The organism is Rhodococcus sp. ARC_M12 (assembly GCF_022810385.1).
Taxonomy (GTDB): domain Bacteria; phylum Actinomycetota; class Actinomycetes; order Mycobacteriales; family Mycobacteriaceae; genus Rhodococcoides; species Rhodococcoides navarretei.
In genome coordinates, this window is record NZ_JALGQI010000003.1 from 191,303 (window position 1) to 207,658 (window position 16,356).

Here is a 16,356-nt window from a genome sequence, read left to right on the forward strand (position 1 = left end):
TGCAAAATGCACCGCCCGAGCGTCGGTACGAGAACTCGGCCTGTACTACCATCTGCACAATGACGACAGGATTTCCCGGTTTCGACGACCGCCTGAACGAGCTGCTCGCCAGGCAGGCGGAGAAATCCGGTCTTTCCACCGACGAATTCGTTCGCGGTGCGGTGGTCGACCGGCTCGTACGGGAACTGTCCGAGGATCAGGAATCCGAAGTGGGCGCATTGCTTCGCGCTCTGCAGGAGGGTTCGGAGAAAGGCGTCGGCCCCGCCGAGGTCACGCGAGCGTTCGGCACCCCGATCGACGATCCCGACAGGCTGGCCGCCGTCGCTCGAACTGGACTGATGGACACCGGATCCGACGCGGGATACGACCGGATCGTCACCATGGTGGCCGATGCACTGAACGCCCCGTCGGCTGCGTTCTCTCTTCTCGACGACAAGCGTCAGTACTTCAAGAGCGCCCTCGGGCTTCCCGCGGAACTCGGCGGCGCGCAGGAGGTGCCCCTCGACGGGTCCATCTGCCGCTATGCGATCGATCTCGGTCAACCCTTGGTGGTCGAGGACGCTCGACTCAACGACATCCTCAAGGATCACCCCTCCGTACAGGGCAACCTTCTCGTCTCATACCTCGGAGTTCCGCTCACCGACGACGCCGGGCACTCCGTGGGCACCCTGTGTGTATGGGATCAGCAGCCGCGCCAGTGGACGACCGGCCACGTACAGATACTGCAAGATCTGGCGTGGATAATTCGCGAGCGTGTTTTCGAATAAGAGGGCTTTTACCCGACGAAAATAAGCATTTTCAACCCACAACCGACTTCAGGTCTTTTTCGATATGTCGACCGGGTAGTCCCTTTCGTGCCGGTATACATTGAATGGGATTTATAGGACCAACCGATCCGAACTAGTCACCGGAAGTAGCTGTGCCGAAGACACTGGATTCACCGCGCACTCGCCCGCAGGCTGCCGAGGCCGACACCGTTGCCGCCCGTCGCCCCCTTGTCGATCGTCTTCGAGTCGATCCCCTCAACACCGTGATCACCGTCGCGGTGGATGTGCTTGCTGCAGCCGTCGCGTTGATCGGAGCCTTGCTCTGGTATTCGGGCAGTCTCACCGATACCGGCTGGCTCCCATGGCTGTTCCTGCCGCTGCTGATCGTAATCCTTGCCGGCAAGTCGATGTACCGACGCGGCCTTCGGCGTAACTTCCTCGACGAGATCGGTCCGGCCGAAACTGCTGTCGCCTTCGCGTCGCTCGCGCTGTTGGTCGCAATGTTTCTGGCCGACACAGACTATCGGCCCAGCACAGTCGTACTACGCCTGTGGTTGCTGGCCTGCATCACGGTCGCGCTCGCCCGCTTGATCCGCGTCGTCGTCCAGCGCACGCTTCGCACCAAGTTCGGATCTGCCGCGCCGACCATCGTGCTGGGCAACGATCCCATTGCGCACCAACTGGTTTCGAGGACACGCCAGTTCCCCGAGTACGGTCTCGCACCGGTCGGCTACATCGGTGCGGCACCGGTCGCAGACGTCTCCCCGGCCGGCGAGGTGCCCGATCTCCCGCACCTGGGGCTCCCGAGCGGTTTCGAGGCAGTTGCACGGAGAACCGGAGCGGAGGAGCTGATAGTCGCATTCGCACCGACCGAGGACCGAGAGCTGCTCGGTGCCATCAGGACTGCCCACCGACTCGGAATGCGCGTGTGGGTGGTACCCAGGCTGTACGACGCCGTGGGCGTCAACACTCGCGTCGAGCACATCGGCGGTCTGCCGTTGATGGTGCTTCCGCACGTGAACCCCAAGGGGTGGCAATTCGCCCTCAAGGGACTTCTCGATCGAGTCCTGACCGCATTCGGACTCCTCCTGCTCTCCCCCGTCTTCCTGACGCTGATGCTGCTCGTACGCCTGAGCTCCCCCGGCCCGATCTTCTTCAAGCAGGAGCGAATCGGCCGCGACGGACTGCCGTTCGATTGCCTGAAGTTCCGCTCCATGCGACCGCCGCGGGCGTCCGACGCCGAATTCGAGCGCAAGGCCGGTGACGCACCCGGCGGTGTCGAAGGTGTGGATCGACGAACGCGCATCGGAAAGATCATGCGCCAGACCTCGATGGACGAACTTCCACAGTTGCTCAACGTACTTCGCGGCGACATGAGTTTGGTCGGTCCGCGCCCCGAGCGTCCCGAGTACGTCGACCTGTTCGAGATGCAGATCCGTCGGTACGGAGAGAGACACCGCGTCAAGGCCGGTGTGACGGGATGGGCTCAGGTTCACGGCCTTCGCGGCCAGACGTCCATCGCGGACCGCGCCGAATGGGACAACTACTACATCGAGAACTGGTCCGTGTGGCTCGATGTCAAGATCCTGTTCCTCACAGTCCTGGCCGTGCTGAAGCGCGCCGAGGACTGATCGTGATCTACGCCGAACGCGGCCACGTTCGGGTCACCCCGTGATCACGTACGTAGCACTCGCTTTCGGTGCGGCGGTGGTGCTTGCGCTGGGCTGCGCGGTGGCGTCGGCGATCTACCGCCGCCCGCAGCGCGGAGTGCTGTTGCTCGCTGCACTCGTTCCGCTGCACGGCCTTCTGGTTCTGGTGCCTCTGCCCGGCGTGGTGTCCGGCTGGAAGGAAGGCCTCGTCGTGTTCACGGTTCTGTGTGCGTGGCTACGCCGACCCCGGCACGTCCGTGGCTCGACACCTCGGGTGTTCGTGCCGTGGTGGCCCGCGGCCGTCGTCTACGTCGTGTTCGGCACCGTGTCGGCCTTCGCCACGTTCGGGATCGTCGGTGTGTTCGGCATCAAGGTGACCTTCTTCTACATCCTGCTGGTGGTCGTCATGTGGCTTGCGCCCTTCGACGCCGAGGACCGCGACCACCTCGTCTCCGTTCTCATGGGTATGGGTGTGTTCACCTCGGTGGTGGGCATTGCGCAACTCGTGGCAGGACCCGCAGCACTGGTGGCGCTGGGGTACGAATACGACACGCAGGTCCGGACCTCGGGTGGATTGCTCCGTACGTTCAGCACGTTCAACTTGCCGTTCCCGTTCGGGCTGTACGTGATGTTGGCGTTGCTCGTCGGTGGTGCGGTCGCGCTGGCCGACCCACGCCGTCGTCGAAACATGTTGTTCCTGTGCGCGACTCCGATGATGGTGGTCGCCATGTCCAGCTCGATCGTGCGAGGAGCAATTCTGGGGCTCGCGGTCGGAGCCATCTACTTGATCGCTGTGCGCTTCCGCTACCTCGCCGCGCCGCTCGCGCTTGCTGCGGTCGCGGTTGCGGTTGCCATTCCCTTCGTACCCAAGGTCACCTCGGTCTTCTTCTCGTCGAGCAGCCTGGGCCAACGCGGCGACGGCTGGGCCAACATCATTGCCAGTATCCTGATCCATCCGTTCGGGACGGGCCTGGGATCGAGTGGTTCGGCGGCGGACCGTATCTCCACCGCCGAGGGTGCCGCGTTCACGGAATCGGGACTCTCGACCAACTACCAGCCCGACAACTATTACGTGAAGGCCCTGCTCGAACTGGGGCCGATCGGGCTCTGGGCGGTGGTGGCACTGCTGGTGACGTCGTTGCTGTGGTGCACGCGCCTCGCACGTGCACTGCGAGGTGACGACGGCGCGCTTGCCCTCGGCGTCGGCGCGTCGATCGTCGCAGCCATGTTCGCCAGTCTCGTCTCCACATATTTCGAGATCTTTCCGATCGATGTCTATTTCTGGCTCTTGTTAGGAGTGGTGGGATGCGCAGCAGCGCAACACGAATCGTCTTCGGGGCGCTCGCCCTCCGGCCGGGCGGAAGCGGAGTACAGACCTACATTCGCGAGCTCCTGAACGAACTACCGGACTGTCTGACCGATGCCGATCTCGCCGCGGTGGTGCAGCGCGACGCCGTCGGCGAGCTCCCGCCCTCGGTTCGCGCTGTGAAGCGGCCGGTCGCCGGCGGTGCTGTTCGCGCGCTGCTCGGTGCCCTCCCCGTCGGAGACTGCGACGTGGTGCACGGCCTCGATGTCGACCTCCCACTGTTCACCAAGGCCTTCACCGTTGCGACAGTGCACGACCTTTCGGTGATCGACATGCCGTCGGCCTCCAGCAGATTTCGCGCACTGGGTGAACAGAGACTGGTGCGGCGTGCCCTCCGCCGTGCCGATCTGCTCATCGCGGTCTCGCAGTTCACCGCCGATCGAATCAAGGCTGTCAGCGGGCGCGACGCCACCGTGGTCGGACTGGCACCGGCAGCGTGGGCGACCGTGCCGACCGCAGGCCGAATAGACGGTGTTCGGTCCAAGTACGACTTACCGGAACGTTTCGTGATGCAGGTCGGAACGGTGGAGCCGCGCAAGAACGTTCAGCTGGTGGCCGACGCGGCCGAGAGTCTCGGCATCCCTTGCCTGCTGGCCGGAGCCGGCTCGACCGGCCGCGACGCGCCACACAACTCCCGGGGTCTCGGGTACGTCGATGTCGAGGATCTGCCCGCTCTCTATGCTGCCGCGACCGTCACCGCTTACGCCTCTCGCTACGAGGGCTATGGGCTACCACCGGTCGAGGCCATGGCCTCGGGCGGTGCGGTGGTCGCCAGTGCCGTCGGTGCACTCCCGGACGTCGTAGGCGACGGTGCCGTACTCGTCGGATCGGAGAACGTGGACGACTGGGTGCAGGCGATGAAACCCATGGTGTTCGACGCGGACGCGCGCGCGGCTCTCGTCGCCTCGGCGGCCGTTGCCACCCGTGAGATCAGCTGGCGTCGAACAGCGGAGCTCACCGCCGAGGCGTATCGCGCTGCGGGCGTGACCTGATGGCCGAGGAGCTCGCGCTGGACGGCACCGAGCAGCCCCCGGACTACCGCGCTGTCGCAGCGGATCCGAAGGCCGCGGCCAAAGCGACGATTGCCGTTCTGATCAGCAGAGTCGTCATCGCGGCGCTGGGCTGGGTGGGCAGCGTCATCGTCGCGAGATCCCTCGGACCCGATGACTGGGGCCAGTTCAGCTTCGTCTTCGCACTGCTCGGCTTGATGTCCGTCGTGACCGATCTCGGAGTCGGACGCGTCGTGCTGGCGAAGTTGATGGACGACGACCCCGACGAGATCGGTCGAACTGCGTCGTCGTTTCTGGCTCTGCGTACCGTACTCGGATTGGTGGGGTACGTGCTGGCCGTGGCATACGTTCTCCTGCTGCAGTATCCGAGCGAGGTGGTCCTGGCGACGGTGGTGGGCGGACTGGTGGTCGTGTTCGCGACGCCGGGGCACGCCTTGAGCGTGCTCTTCCAGAGCCGTCACCGTCTGGTACTCGTGGCCGTTGCCGAAAGCGCCGGTCAGGCAATCCAATTGGCGTTGACCGTGCTAGCTGCCGTGCTGGCCCCCACCCTGTTGATCTTCGTCCTCCCCGCCGTGGCCAACGAAGTGTTCAAGCTGATCACCAAGGGTTTCGGCATCGGCAACCGTTCCATCGGCCTGCGACCGTCGAAGCACATCGAAATTCGCCGCTGGGGGCCCTACCTGAAGGAGGCCGTGCCACTCGCGATCGGCTTCGCCCTCACCATTGCCATGCTCAAGATCGACATGTTGATGCTCAGCCTGCTCGACACCTTCGAGGCCGTGGGACTGTATTCCATCGGCTACAAGTTCTCGGACATGATCGACACCTTCGTGTTGGCTGCGGTGGCCCCGATCAGCACCCTGCTCGTCGCGTCGTGGCCCCATGACACCACAGCATTTCGCGCACGCTCACGTTCGGCCGCACTGCTGTTCGCGCTCTTCGGTGCAATGGCTGTCGCGGCGTTCGTACCTTCGGCGGAGCCGTTGATCGGCCTGCTCTACGGCGACAGCTTCGTCGACGGAGCTCATGCAGCCCGTCTGCTGGTGATCGGCGCAGCGCTCATGTCGTTGGTGATGCTGGGTATCTTCCTGCTCGCCTCGGCCGGAATGCAGCGTCACTACCCCTTGGTGGCGATGGTCGGTCTGGTCCTGAACATCGGGTTGAACCTCGTTCTGATCCCGCGGATGTCGTACGACGGAGCTGCAGTGTCCACCGTCGTGACGATCGGAACCACCCTCGTCCTGTTGTGGATCGTGATCGCGAGGAGCATGCCCGTCTCCAGACTGTTTCCGCTGCAATCCATTTCGGTGATCTTCGTCATCACCGCGGGCACGACGGTCGGCGGCTGGTTCCTGGTGCAGCACTATCCCGGCGTGTGGCTGCTCGTGTCCGTTGCGGCGGCCCTGACGGTCGCGGCCTTGCTGTATGCGTTCGTCGCGATCGGACTCGTCGAGTCACCGTTTCCGGGATCAGCCGAGAAAGGACGACACCGTGCACGCACCCAGTGAGGACTACGGAACGAACGGACATATCGCCCGATTCGAGCCCCACCCGGCGGAGTCGAAGTTCGGTTTCGCAATCATTACGGACCGATGCACATGTTATTCCAATGTTGTTGACATACAGTTCCATTCACGAACGGCACGGCTACGCGAACAGCGCGCTCACCCCGCTATCATCGAGACCGTTGGCTCCACTGAACACCGAAGCGGTACGTCCGCTCGCATCGACGACGGAAAGGTACGCGGTTGATGTCCGTCCACGATGCCGTCCACCGGGGCGACGTGCCCCCACCGATCGACCTCGCGGGCCACATGCGTGAACTGGGCCGAGCTCTTCTCCCTGCCGTGATCATTGCCGCCCTGGTCGGTGCGGGCGTGTTCTACCTCAGAAGCGAACTCACCGAGAAGCAGTACGCCGCGTCGATCGTCACCGAGATCGAACCTGTCCAAACCCTCGTTCCCGGTGACGCGTTCATCGAACAGATGCGCGCACCGTTCATCGAATTGGCCACCGATCGCGTAGTGCTCGATCAAGTTCTCTCACAGGTCGACGCCGGGATGGACGCCGCGGAACTCGCCTCGAGCGTAGAGCTCTCACCCGGTACCTCACCGGCGCTCTTGACCGTGACGGTGACGACCCGATCTCCCGAATTGGCAGCAGATCTGGCCGAAACGCTGGTGTCGACCATGGCCACTACCTCCTCTGCCAATGCGATCCGTGACTCGCAGGAGCGAACGGACGAGGGACAGTCCGCCATCGACGCGCAACAGTCGCGGGTGGACGCTCTCCCCGCCGACGATCCGAGTCGGCCTGCCGCTCTGTCCGAGCTCGCCGAACTACGCACCCGGCAGAGCGAACTCGAGGCCACTGCGAGCGGAGATCGACTGGTGGTGCTGTCGAACCCCGAGCAGAGCACCACTCCGGTCTCACCGAAACCGGTCTCGGAGGCACTGGTCGCAGCACTCGCCGCTCTGATCGTCGCGGCCGAACTAATCGTGCTGCTCCGAGGCCGATTCGGCCGCAGGCCCTCTCGCTCCTGGGCCCGCCGAGTCTCGCGCAAATACGGTGCACACTTCGACCCCGCGACCGGCGACACGATGCCACCCGCTGTTGCGTCACGAATCGCCGCCCTCGAACGCGGCGACCGACCCGCGTCCAGGGGTGCACGACACGCTGCTCCCAAAGGCGAGAGCGTCGTTCTGCTGTTGGTCGGGGAAGGTGCGGACTTCGAGTCGACTCGCGGGCCGGGCCCGACAGCCGGACATCACAGAGCCACCGCCGAATTCGGCCTGTCGGAACAGTGGTGGCACTACACCGACGTCGGCGACGTCGAGACCGTCGTGGTGCTGGTGTCGAAACGTGGACGGGACAAGAAAGCCGCAACCACGGCGCTGCGGCGGCTGAACGACTTCGACATTCCCGTACACCTGGTACTGCAGAACAAGAACTCGACCCGACGAGTGGAACAGACCGCGCAGACGATCGCGCCGGAAGGCCAACGCGATGCCAGCTGACAGAATTGCCGTCGTACACGAAAGATTCACCGAGATCGCCGGTTCCGAGCATGTCGTCGAACAACTCGCACTGCACTGGCCCGCGGCCGAGGTGTTCGCGCCCATCGCCAGGCAGTCCGGGGTTCCGGCGGGAATCAGCCATGGGCCGCACACGTCCGGCCTCGATCGGGTGTACAAGGCGTTGGGCCAACGGTCGTACGCGCCCGTTCTTCCGATGATGCCGTTGGCCTTTCGCCGCATGCCGCTCCGCGGTTTCGATGCTGTTGTGGTGAGCCACCACGCATTCGCGACCCAGGCCGTGTTCGCCACGGACTCCCCGGTGATCGCCTACGTGCACAGCCCCGCACGGTGGGCCTGGGACCCCGAACTCCGCGCAGGCGAAGGCGGCGGCCGAGCCGGAGCGGCCATACTGACGGCGCTGTCCGCCGTTGCCCGTCGGTGCGAAATCGCTGCCGCACCGAAACTGACCACGGTGGTGGCCAACTCGTCTGCAGTCGCACGTCGGATCGACGACTGGTGGGGTCGAGACGACGCCGTGGTGGTCCATCCTCCCGTCGACACCGAGGGCTTCACTCCGGATCCGTCCGTCGAGCGGGAGAACTTCTTCCTGCTCGCGGGGCGTCTGGTTCCCTACAAGCGGCCGGACATCGCGGTACGCGCTGCCGCCGAGGCCGACGTTCCCCTCGTGGTCGCAGGAGACGGTCGTGCCATGAACGCCTGCCGGGAACTGGCCGGACCGAAAACGACCTTCCTCGGACGGGTTTCACACGAGAAGCTCCTCGAACTGCACAGAACGACGCGTGCATTGCTGATGCCGGGAGTAGAGGACTTCGGCATCGTCCCCGTCGAGTCGATGGCGACCGGGACACCGGTCATCGCCTTGGGAGACGGTGGCGCCATGGACTCCGTGGTTCCCGGTAGGACCGGCCTGCATGTGAGCCCTGGCTCGGACGAAGAAGTCGTCGCCGGGTTCGCCGAGGCCATGCGCTCGTTGGATCCCGCCGACTACGATCGCGTCGCCATTCGCACGTGGGCGGAGGGCTTCTCACGAGCCAACTTCCGCAGTCGAATGCAGGAGATCGTCGATGCCGTCCGCTGAGCGCAGGTACCGCTCGACTGCGCTGGACCGCGTCTTCGCCGACACCCGGATAGTGACCGCGGTCGGTCCCGTTCGTGGCCTCGACATCGAGCGCACGCGACACACCCTCACCGCCGCCGAACACGTCGATGCGTCACCGCACATCGCGCTGGAACCACGCTCGGATGCTCGACGATGGCGATACCGCACCGGCATCGCCGGCGATAATGTCACCTCCGATACCGGTCCCACCGACGATCTGGGACAGATGCTCACCGACATTCGATCGAGGAACGGCGCGCGCGGTCCACTCGACGTGGTCGTGTTCGACGAGCATCTCGCCATCGACTACTCGCACGGAATCGGTGACGGTCAGATCGGCGTGATGATGTTGGCGGCGTTCTGCGACGATGCCGACGGGTCTCTGGTTCCCGGACTCGCCGCAGGCTTACCTCCGAGCACGACATGGAAAGCCCTGTGGCGTCACTATTCTCGAAGTCCGAAGACATTGGCGGACTTCTGGACACTGCGCTCGCGCCATCGGACCGAACGGGACACCTCCGGTCCACGTCGCCGGATCGAGAACTGGGAAGCCGGAAAAGTCAGCCGAGCCGGGTACATGAGCAGAGCCCGAGTCGACGAGCTCAAGCACTGGACGGCCGAGAACCTGCCCGGAGCGACCGCCGCGTCGGTATCCATTGCCCTCTGGAGCGCCGCGCTACGAGCAGAATCCGTCGACGTCGACGATCACATCATGGTGTTGTTCAACAGCAGACGCTACCTCGACCCGGCCCAGCAGAGTGCGCACGGAAATTTCGCCGTGGGCATTCCACTTCACCTCCCAGCCGACACGACACCCGTCGCAATCACCACAACGATGCGTGAGGTGATCGAATCCGGTTGGCCCATCGCAGTACTGGGCATGTCGCAACTTCGCGATGTGGCGTCACGCATTCGGTCTTCGGCACAGTCGCAGGAAAAGAATTCGGTCGTCGAGGTACCCGAGACCTTGCGGTTGGCCGTGAGCGACCTCGGGAGAGTGCGGGTGTTCGACCACCTCGACTGGGTCGACGACGGCAGGCCCCCGCAAATGGCCGCGTCGCTCGAACCGGACGGTCCGGACGGCTGCACGATGCTCATCGCCGAAATCGCCGGTGGGCGTACCTATACGGCCTCGTTCTGCAGCAAGATGGTCGAGGTCGCCGTCATGGATGCAGCGCTACGCAGAATGTGTGAAGACCCAGTGGCACTCCTCCGCGATGCGCACTGATCCGCCGGAACCACCTTTGCCGCACAGACGGGCCGACACATGACCGACGAGTCGACAGTTCTCTTCCTTGCACACACCGGCCAGGTGTCGGGTGCCGAGAAGGTGCTGCTGGATTTGATCGACGAGGCCACCCGTCGCGGCCATGCCACCGTGATCGCCTGCCCTGCAGGCCCATTGGCAGATCGTCTACCCGACACGACGCGGCACGTCCGCATCGACGAGCTCGGATTGGGTGGACAACGTGGTGCCGCTCGCGGTGTCGCGGCGATCCGGATGATCGCTCATTGGGTCGGTGCGGCACGCGCGGTGCGCACGATTGCCCGCGCACCGGGCACCGCCACTGTCGTCAACTCACTGTTCGCGCTCCCTGTGGCACGGTTTGCGCGACCCGCCCGCGGGGCGTCGTGGCTCGTACACGACACGATGACGTCTCTCAAGCAGCGCGTGGTGGTCCGGTTCGCCCGCCCGGCCGTTCGCGTCGCAGTCTCGGTGTCCGAGGCCACCGCAGTACCTCTTCGTAGAGCCGGCCTCCCTGTGGTGGTGTCACACAACGGAGTGCCGTGGCCGGTTCCGCGGTTCGGCGGTGCGCTGCACTCTCCGCCGGTCGTGGGGATGCTGGCGTTGTTGACGCCGTGGAAGGGACATCGCGTTCTGCTCGACGCCGTCGCCACACTTCCCGATGTCCGGGTCGAACTGGCCGGGGGTAGCTTCCCCGGCGATCGCGACTACGTCGACGAACTCCATGCGCGCGCCGCCGAACCGGATCTCGCCGGCCGTGTCGAGTTTCTCGGGCACATCGACGCCGAGTCCGCTCTACGCAGATGGGACATCGTCGTCTCGGCAAGTACGTCTCCGGAAGCCGGCCCGTTGTCGGTCCTGGAAGCGATGTCGCACGGGCTGCCGGTGATAGGAACCGACCACGGCGGTACACACGAGTTTCTCGCCGACGGTGCCGGGGTTCTGGTCGAGCCGGGTAACTCCGCGGCGCTCGCCGCTGCTGTGTCGGCCGTCATCGACGACGACGACCGACGACGCCTACTCGGCGAGACTGCCAGATACCGGGTGGCCAGCCGACACGACATCGGCGACACGCTGCCGGAGCTGCTGCATCGATTGACCAGCTGAGCGCACCCCACCGGCGGCTCCAACTCGGTGATATTCGAACATCGACGAGCACGGCTGTGTTTCAATCGTGTCCCGACTGGAACGAGGGGGCACTGTGACTCGCGCACTGACGAGGTCGAACGAGCATTACCAATGGGGCATGGGCGTGATGACGTCACTCGCTGTCACCACCCTCGTCAAGCGAATCGTCTCGGCCGCCGCTCTGGCCATGGCCGTCGTGGTCACCCTCGAGCTCGCGTTCGGTTACGGCGCGACCACACCCATCCCCTCGATCGTCCAGTGGACCTGCATGATCGCCGCCTACATCATGGGCGCGTTCTGGTGGTTCGGTCCGTGGCCGACGCTGGGGCAAGCGTTCGCCTTCGTCATCATCGCCGATCTGGCGATTTTCGGTGCCACCATCACCGCGAACTTCGCGCCGGAAGTCACCCTCGGCAAGTGCACTTTTCTCATCCCGATGGGAATGCTGGCCGGATTCTTCTTCGACAAGTGGCGACTGGCTGCTCACATCGCCGCGTGCCTGCTGGGAACGTCCATCGTCGCGGTGTACATAGTGCTGGAGCGGGACGTCGACACCTTCGTCGCGGTGGTTCTGTGGGCCCCGATCGTCGTGACACTGACCGGTTTCGTGTTGATGTTGCAACTGACGACACAGTCGATTCGAACGGAATTCGAGTAGTACCCAACAGGTTCCGTCAGAACGTCAGCAGGACTTTGCTCGACCGGGACGCATCGGCGACGAGTGCGAACGCATCGAGCGCCTGCACGACTGGGTAGTCCGCTGTGATGACGGGTGCAACATCGAGCGAACCGTCGGCGGACGAACAGGAGATTCACCGTGCGCACATTTCCCCTCCCCCACATCGGGACGGACGTCTCGAGCATCGTGCTGGGGTTCATGCGCATCACCGATCTCGACGACGACCGGATACGGCGGTTGGTGTACACCGCCCTCGACGTCGGCGTCACGGTGTTCGACCATGCGGACATCTACGGCGGAGCCCCGCATACGTGCGAGAAGCGATTCGGTGACGCAGTGACACTGACCCCGTCGCAGCGCGAGAGCATCGCCATTCAGAGCAAGGTCGGTATTCGCGAGGGCTGGTTCGACTTCTCCGAGGATCACATCGTCACGACGGTCGAAGGGTCACTCCGCGCACTCGGTATCGATCACCTGGACACACTTCTTCTGCACCGCCCGGACACCCTTGTCGAACCGGAGGAAGTCGCGGCGGCCTTCGACCGGTTGCACGCGTCGGGCAAGGTGCTGGGCTTCGGCGTTTCCAATCACACTCCTGGCCAGATCGAATTGCTGAAAACTGCTGTCACTCAACCTGTTCTCTTCGATCAAGTACAGCTGAGCATCGTGCATTCGCCCTTGATCGCGGCCGGCCTGACCGCCAACATGAGCACCGAGGACCAATCGATCGACCGCGACAACGGGTTGCTGGACTACGCGAGAACGCACGGCATCACCCTGCAGGCGTGGTCGCCGTTCCAGAGCGGTACGTCCTCCGGCGTCTTCGTCGGTGACCGCGAGAATTACGCCGACCTCAATGTCGCGTTGGACGAGATCGCCGATGCACACGGCACCACCCCGTCCGCGGTGGCGACGGCGTGGATCACCCGACACCCGGCGAACATCCAGGTAGTGCTCGGCACCACGAATCCCGATCGTGTGGCCGACGCCGCCCGCGGTTCGGAGATCCGCCTGACCAGGCAGGAGTGGTACCGACTGTTCCGGACTGCCGGCCACACACTGCCGTGAACGATGCTCAGGCGCGTCACATCTGCCGTTACCTCATCGTTATCGACTAGCTATCACTCCGTGATGAACAGGCCTCGATACGGTGACGTTGCGCTGTCAGGATTACCGCACGGCATGCAACGGAACCTGTAGCCCTCGGGTTCTACCCAGTGCATGTCGGTCGTTAGGCCATCCGAACTGAGAGGTTCGCATCGTGACTGTCACCGACCACCTCGATTCCCGCTTCGCACCCGTCGGGCGCGGCAACGCTCACTACTCGATGTCCACCGAGCTCTACTCACCTCACCTGACCGTCGTCCGCGTCACGGGTGATCTCGATCTGAGGTCTCGCTCCGTTCTCGCGCAGGTGCTCGACGACGCCCTGGCCACGAAAACGGTTGTGCTGCTTGACTTGTCGGATGTCACCTTCATGTACTCGGGCGCTGGGTACGTGGTTCTCGACGCAGCCGCGCACAGTGCAGGACGTCTCGAGGTCTTCGCGCCGACGCGGCCCGCTCGTCGCGTGCTAGAGGCCTTGGGCGCGGCCACCATCGTGGCGGATCCGCGCGCTGCCTGACCGCTAGAGGTTTACGGGCCGCCCGATTCGGAAAACCCCGGATGGACAGCGACTCCCGACGGCAAGTTCTGCCGCGAGCCGCCTCCACTGGACCGAAGCGGCTCGTTCGACTTGCCGCGTGGAGCATCTCACGCACACCGAGGCAAGGATCGACAATGTCCGACCAGTTCAGCAAAGCCGACCCGACCACCGCTTTTCCACTGCCAGATCGGGCCGAGCAGGGTCGCCTCGTCCACCCGGGCCTGACACGCGACATGGTCACTGCACCCGATCACGGCGAGAATTCATACCGCGGATCGGATCGACTGCACGGCCGCAAGGCATTGATCACCGGCGGCGATTCGGGCATCGGCCGTGCTGTTGCACTTGCGTTCGCCCGCGAGGGTGCCGACGTCGTCATCGCACACCTCGAATCCGAAGGTCCCGACGCGCAGGCCACCGTCGACCTCATCGAGGGAGCAGGCCGCGCGGGTAGAGCCATCGCCTGCGATCTCACCGACGAGTCACAGTGCGTGAAGCTGGTCGACACCGCATCCGAGGTACTCGGCGGTCTCGACATCGTCGTCAACAACGCCGCATTCCAGATGGCTCAGATGGGCGGGATCGCCGACATCACCACCGAGCAGTTCGATCGGGTGCTCAAGACCAACCTGTACGCCTTGTTCTGGATCTCGAAACGCGCCGCCGAAATCATGGACGCAGGATCGACGATCATCAACACGACTTCGATTCAGGCGTCGAATCCGTCTCCGGAATTGATGGACTACGCGACCACCAAAGCGGGAATCGTCGCCTTCACCAAGGGCCTCGCCGGCGATCTTGCAGAGCGCGGCATTCGCGTCAATGCTGTTGCACCCGGCCCGATCTGGACGCCGCTCATTCCCGCGACGATGCCAGCCGAGAAGTACGAGAAGTTCGGTGAGACCGTTCCGCTCGGACGAGCCGGCCAGCCGGCGGAGTTGGCTCCGTCCTATGTGTTCCTGGCATCGAACGAATCGAGCTACATCACCGGCGAGACCATCGCCGTCACCGGCGGAACGCCATTCAACTGATCGTGTCGCCGTTCTCCGATCCGCGCCACGCGAGAAGCACGCCGTCTCCTTCGGGGCGTCGCCACGGCAGAAACAGCGCGACGGTCAGCGCACATGCCATAGCGGCCCCGACGGTGACGAACGACGCGAGCTGAAAGCCTTCGAGTGAGGCCGCCTTCATCGCGTAGACGAGGTCGGCCTTCTGCGACGCGAAGATCGGATTGGTGGGCGCTTTCACGATCTCGATGACGCTGACGACAGTTTCGCGAGCAAACGCTTTTTGGTACGGCTCCATGATCGCGTCGGGTATCGCGTCGATCTTCGGACCGACCTGCGCGGTGTAGATCGACGCGACGATCGATCCGAGCACCGCAACTCCGAGGGTTCCGCCGACCTCGCGGGTGGTGTCGTTCACCGCCGAGCCCGCCCCTGCTTCGTCGAGCGTCACCGAGGACATGATCGACTCGGTGGCAGGGCCCTGCACGATCGCCAGGCCGAGGCCCATCAGAATCATCGACACGAGAACCGGCCCCAGATAAGGCGTTTCGACCTTCACCTGACCTGCGATGAACATGCCGATACTCATCACCACGAGCCCGAAGACGATCACGGCCGTGGTTCCGATGCGTTGCGCGATGATCGTGGCCAGCGGTGCACCGATTGCGATGGATATCGCGAAAGGCAGCGAGTGCACCCCGAACTGCAGCGGAGTCAGCTCCATCACTCCCTGGAAGTACTGGGTGATCATGAAGAGGAAGCCGAACATACTGAAGTACGCCACAGCAATGGCCAATGCGGGCAGTGAGAATCTCCGGTTTCGGAACAGATTCAGGTCCAACACCGGAGACGGTGTTCGCAGCTCCCACCAGACGAATGCAACGACGGCTGCCGAGCCGGCCGCGTACGCACCGATGCTGATGGCAGACAGCCAACCGTTGTGCGGCGCTTCGATGATCGCCCAGACCAGCACGGTGATGCCGGCCAGCGACAATGCGATACCGACGGGGTCGTACTTGCCGACATGCTCCGCTTTCGATTCCGGAACACAGGCCAGTGCGGCCACCAGAACGAGCAGTGCCACAGGAACATTGATCCAGAACACCGAGTGCCACGAGAAGTGCTCGAGCAGAAATCCGCCCGCGGTGGGGCCGATGGCGATGGCGAACCCGGCCATGGCCGTCCAGGCCGCGATGGCCAGCGCCCGCTCCTTGGCGTCGGTGAAGATGTTGATGATCAGGGCAAGGGTCGCCGGGAAGACCGCAGCCGCACACACGCCCATTGCCGCTCGGGCCGCGACCACCTGCCCCAGATCGGCAGCGACAGCACCGCCGATCGACATCACCGCGATACCGGCAAGCCCGACGACCATGACCTTCTTGCGGCCGTAGCGATCACCGAGGTGCCCGAATGCCAGCAGCAGCCCCGCGAACGTCAGCGTGTAGGCGTCGACCACCCATTGAAGCCCGCTGATGTCGGCACGGAGCTGCAGTCCCATGGAAGGCAGTGCAACGTTGACGACGGTGTTGTCCAGCACGACGAGCAACTCGGCCACACAGATCACGAGCAGTGCGAGGTATCGCCGACGAAACTGCGGCTTGCCTGTTCGATGACGCGAGGTAGTAAGTGACGACATGACACTCCCCTTCGGCTATGACGTTCGGCATAGTTCCGATGAGGAAGTTAGCTGTTACTCGTAGTTATAGCAATACCAATGGCCGC

The 16,356-nt window shown here is 64.1% G+C and carries 14 protein-coding genes; 13 read left to right on the forward strand and 1 reads right to left on the reverse strand.

Annotated elements, in window-relative coordinates:
• Positions 1-59: 59 nt before the first annotated feature.
• From MTX35_RS06165 to MTX35_RS06225, 13 genes are all read left to right on the forward strand, one after another.
• On the forward strand, positions 60-767 hold the full coding sequence (locus MTX35_RS06165) for a GAF domain-containing protein (RefSeq protein WP_243594115.1): 708 nt from the start codon (positions 60-62) through the stop codon (positions 765-767).
• A gap of 152 nt (positions 768-919) precedes the next feature.
• A complete protein-coding gene (locus tag MTX35_RS06170; protein WP_243594116.1) occupies positions 920-2,398 on the forward strand; it encodes a sugar transferase in 1,479 nt (492 codons plus the stop codon).
• Between the two features lie 40 nt (positions 2,399-2,438).
• Entirely contained in the window at positions 2,439-3,812 is a 1,374-nt protein-coding gene (locus MTX35_RS06175) for an O-antigen ligase (protein ID WP_243594117.1), read from the forward strand.
• A complete protein-coding gene (locus MTX35_RS06180) occupies positions 3,722-4,774 on the forward strand; it encodes a glycosyltransferase family 1 protein (RefSeq protein WP_243594118.1) in 1,053 nt (350 codons plus the stop codon). The genes MTX35_RS06175 and MTX35_RS06180 overlap by 91 nt, the downstream gene beginning before the upstream one ends.
• Positions 4,774-6,300: a flippase gene (locus MTX35_RS06185; protein ID WP_243594119.1), complete on the forward strand. Its 1,527-nt coding sequence runs from the start codon at positions 4,774-4,776 to the stop codon at positions 6,298-6,300. Before MTX35_RS06180 ends, MTX35_RS06185 begins: the two co-directional genes overlap by 1 nt.
• A gap of 243 nt (positions 6,301-6,543) precedes the next feature.
• The gene (locus MTX35_RS06190) at positions 6,544-7,809 is read left to right on the forward strand and encodes a hypothetical protein (protein ID WP_243594120.1); all 1,266 of its coding nucleotides are present in this window, start codon (positions 6,544-6,546) and stop codon (positions 7,807-7,809) included.
• On the forward strand, positions 7,799-8,908 hold the full coding sequence (locus MTX35_RS06195; RefSeq protein ID WP_243594121.1) for a glycosyltransferase: 1,110 nt from the start codon (positions 7,799-7,801) through the stop codon (positions 8,906-8,908). Before MTX35_RS06190 ends, MTX35_RS06195 begins: the two co-directional genes overlap by 11 nt.
• On the forward strand, positions 8,895-10,157 hold the full coding sequence (locus MTX35_RS06200; RefSeq protein ID WP_243594122.1) for a hypothetical protein: 1,263 nt from the start codon (positions 8,895-8,897) through the stop codon (positions 10,155-10,157). The genes MTX35_RS06195 and MTX35_RS06200 overlap by 14 nt, the downstream gene beginning before the upstream one ends.
• A gap of 39 nt (positions 10,158-10,196) precedes the next feature.
• Complete coding sequence (locus MTX35_RS06205; protein ID WP_243594123.1) at positions 10,197-11,282, forward strand: glycosyltransferase family 4 protein; 1,086 nt, start codon at positions 10,197-10,199, stop codon at positions 11,280-11,282.
• 94 nt (positions 11,283-11,376) lie between these two features.
• Entirely contained in the window at positions 11,377-11,961 is a 585-nt protein-coding gene (locus MTX35_RS06210) for a giguanylate cyclase (protein ID WP_243594124.1), read from the forward strand.
• Positions 11,962-12,120: 159 nt separating this feature from the next.
• Positions 12,121-13,050 (forward strand): aldo/keto reductase family oxidoreductase, encoded by a 930-nt coding sequence (locus MTX35_RS06215; protein WP_243594125.1) that lies wholly within the window; start codon positions 12,121-12,123, stop codon positions 13,048-13,050.
• A gap of 193 nt (positions 13,051-13,243) precedes the next feature.
• A complete protein-coding gene (locus MTX35_RS06220; protein ID WP_243594126.1) occupies positions 13,244-13,606 on the forward strand; it encodes an STAS domain-containing protein in 363 nt (120 codons plus the stop codon).
• 155 nt (positions 13,607-13,761) lie between these two features.
• Entirely contained in the window at positions 13,762-14,658 is an 897-nt protein-coding gene (locus tag MTX35_RS06225) for an SDR family oxidoreductase (RefSeq protein WP_243594127.1), read from the forward strand.
• Here the strand turns inward: MTX35_RS06225 and MTX35_RS06230 are convergent.
• Positions 14,651-16,270: an MFS transporter gene (locus tag MTX35_RS06230; RefSeq protein ID WP_243594128.1), complete on the reverse strand. Its 1,620-nt coding sequence runs from the start codon at positions 16,268-16,270 to the stop codon at positions 14,651-14,653. The genes MTX35_RS06225 and MTX35_RS06230 overlap by 8 nt on opposite strands.
• Positions 16,271-16,356 lie beyond the last annotated feature (86 nt).

Coding starts and splice junctions, on each gene's coding strand:
- MTX35_RS06185 (WP_243594119.1), top strand. CDS start 4,774: ATGGCCGAGGAGCTCGCGCTGGACGGCACCGAGCAGCCCCCGGACTAC.
- MTX35_RS06225 (WP_243594127.1), top strand. CDS start 13,762: ATGTCCGACCAGTTCAGCAAAGCCGACCCGACCACCGCTTTTCCACTG.
- MTX35_RS06205 (WP_243594123.1), top strand. CDS start 10,197: ATGACCGACGAGTCGACAGTTCTCTTCCTTGCACACACCGGCCAGGTG.
- MTX35_RS06190 (WP_243594120.1), top strand. CDS start 6,544: ATGTCCGTCCACGATGCCGTCCACCGGGGCGACGTGCCCCCACCGATC.
- MTX35_RS06165 (WP_243594115.1), top strand. CDS start 60: ATGACGACAGGATTTCCCGGTTTCGACGACCGCCTGAACGAGCTGCTC.
- MTX35_RS06230 (WP_243594128.1), bottom strand. CDS start 16,270: ATGTCGTCACTTACTACCTCGCGTCATCGAACAGGCAAGCCGCAGTTT.
- MTX35_RS06200 (WP_243594122.1), top strand. CDS start 8,895: ATGCCGTCCGCTGAGCGCAGGTACCGCTCGACTGCGCTGGACCGCGTC.
- MTX35_RS06195 (WP_243594121.1), top strand. CDS start 7,799: ATGCCAGCTGACAGAATTGCCGTCGTACACGAAAGATTCACCGAGATC.
- MTX35_RS06180 (WP_243594118.1), top strand. CDS start 3,722: ATGCGCAGCAGCGCAACACGAATCGTCTTCGGGGCGCTCGCCCTCCGG.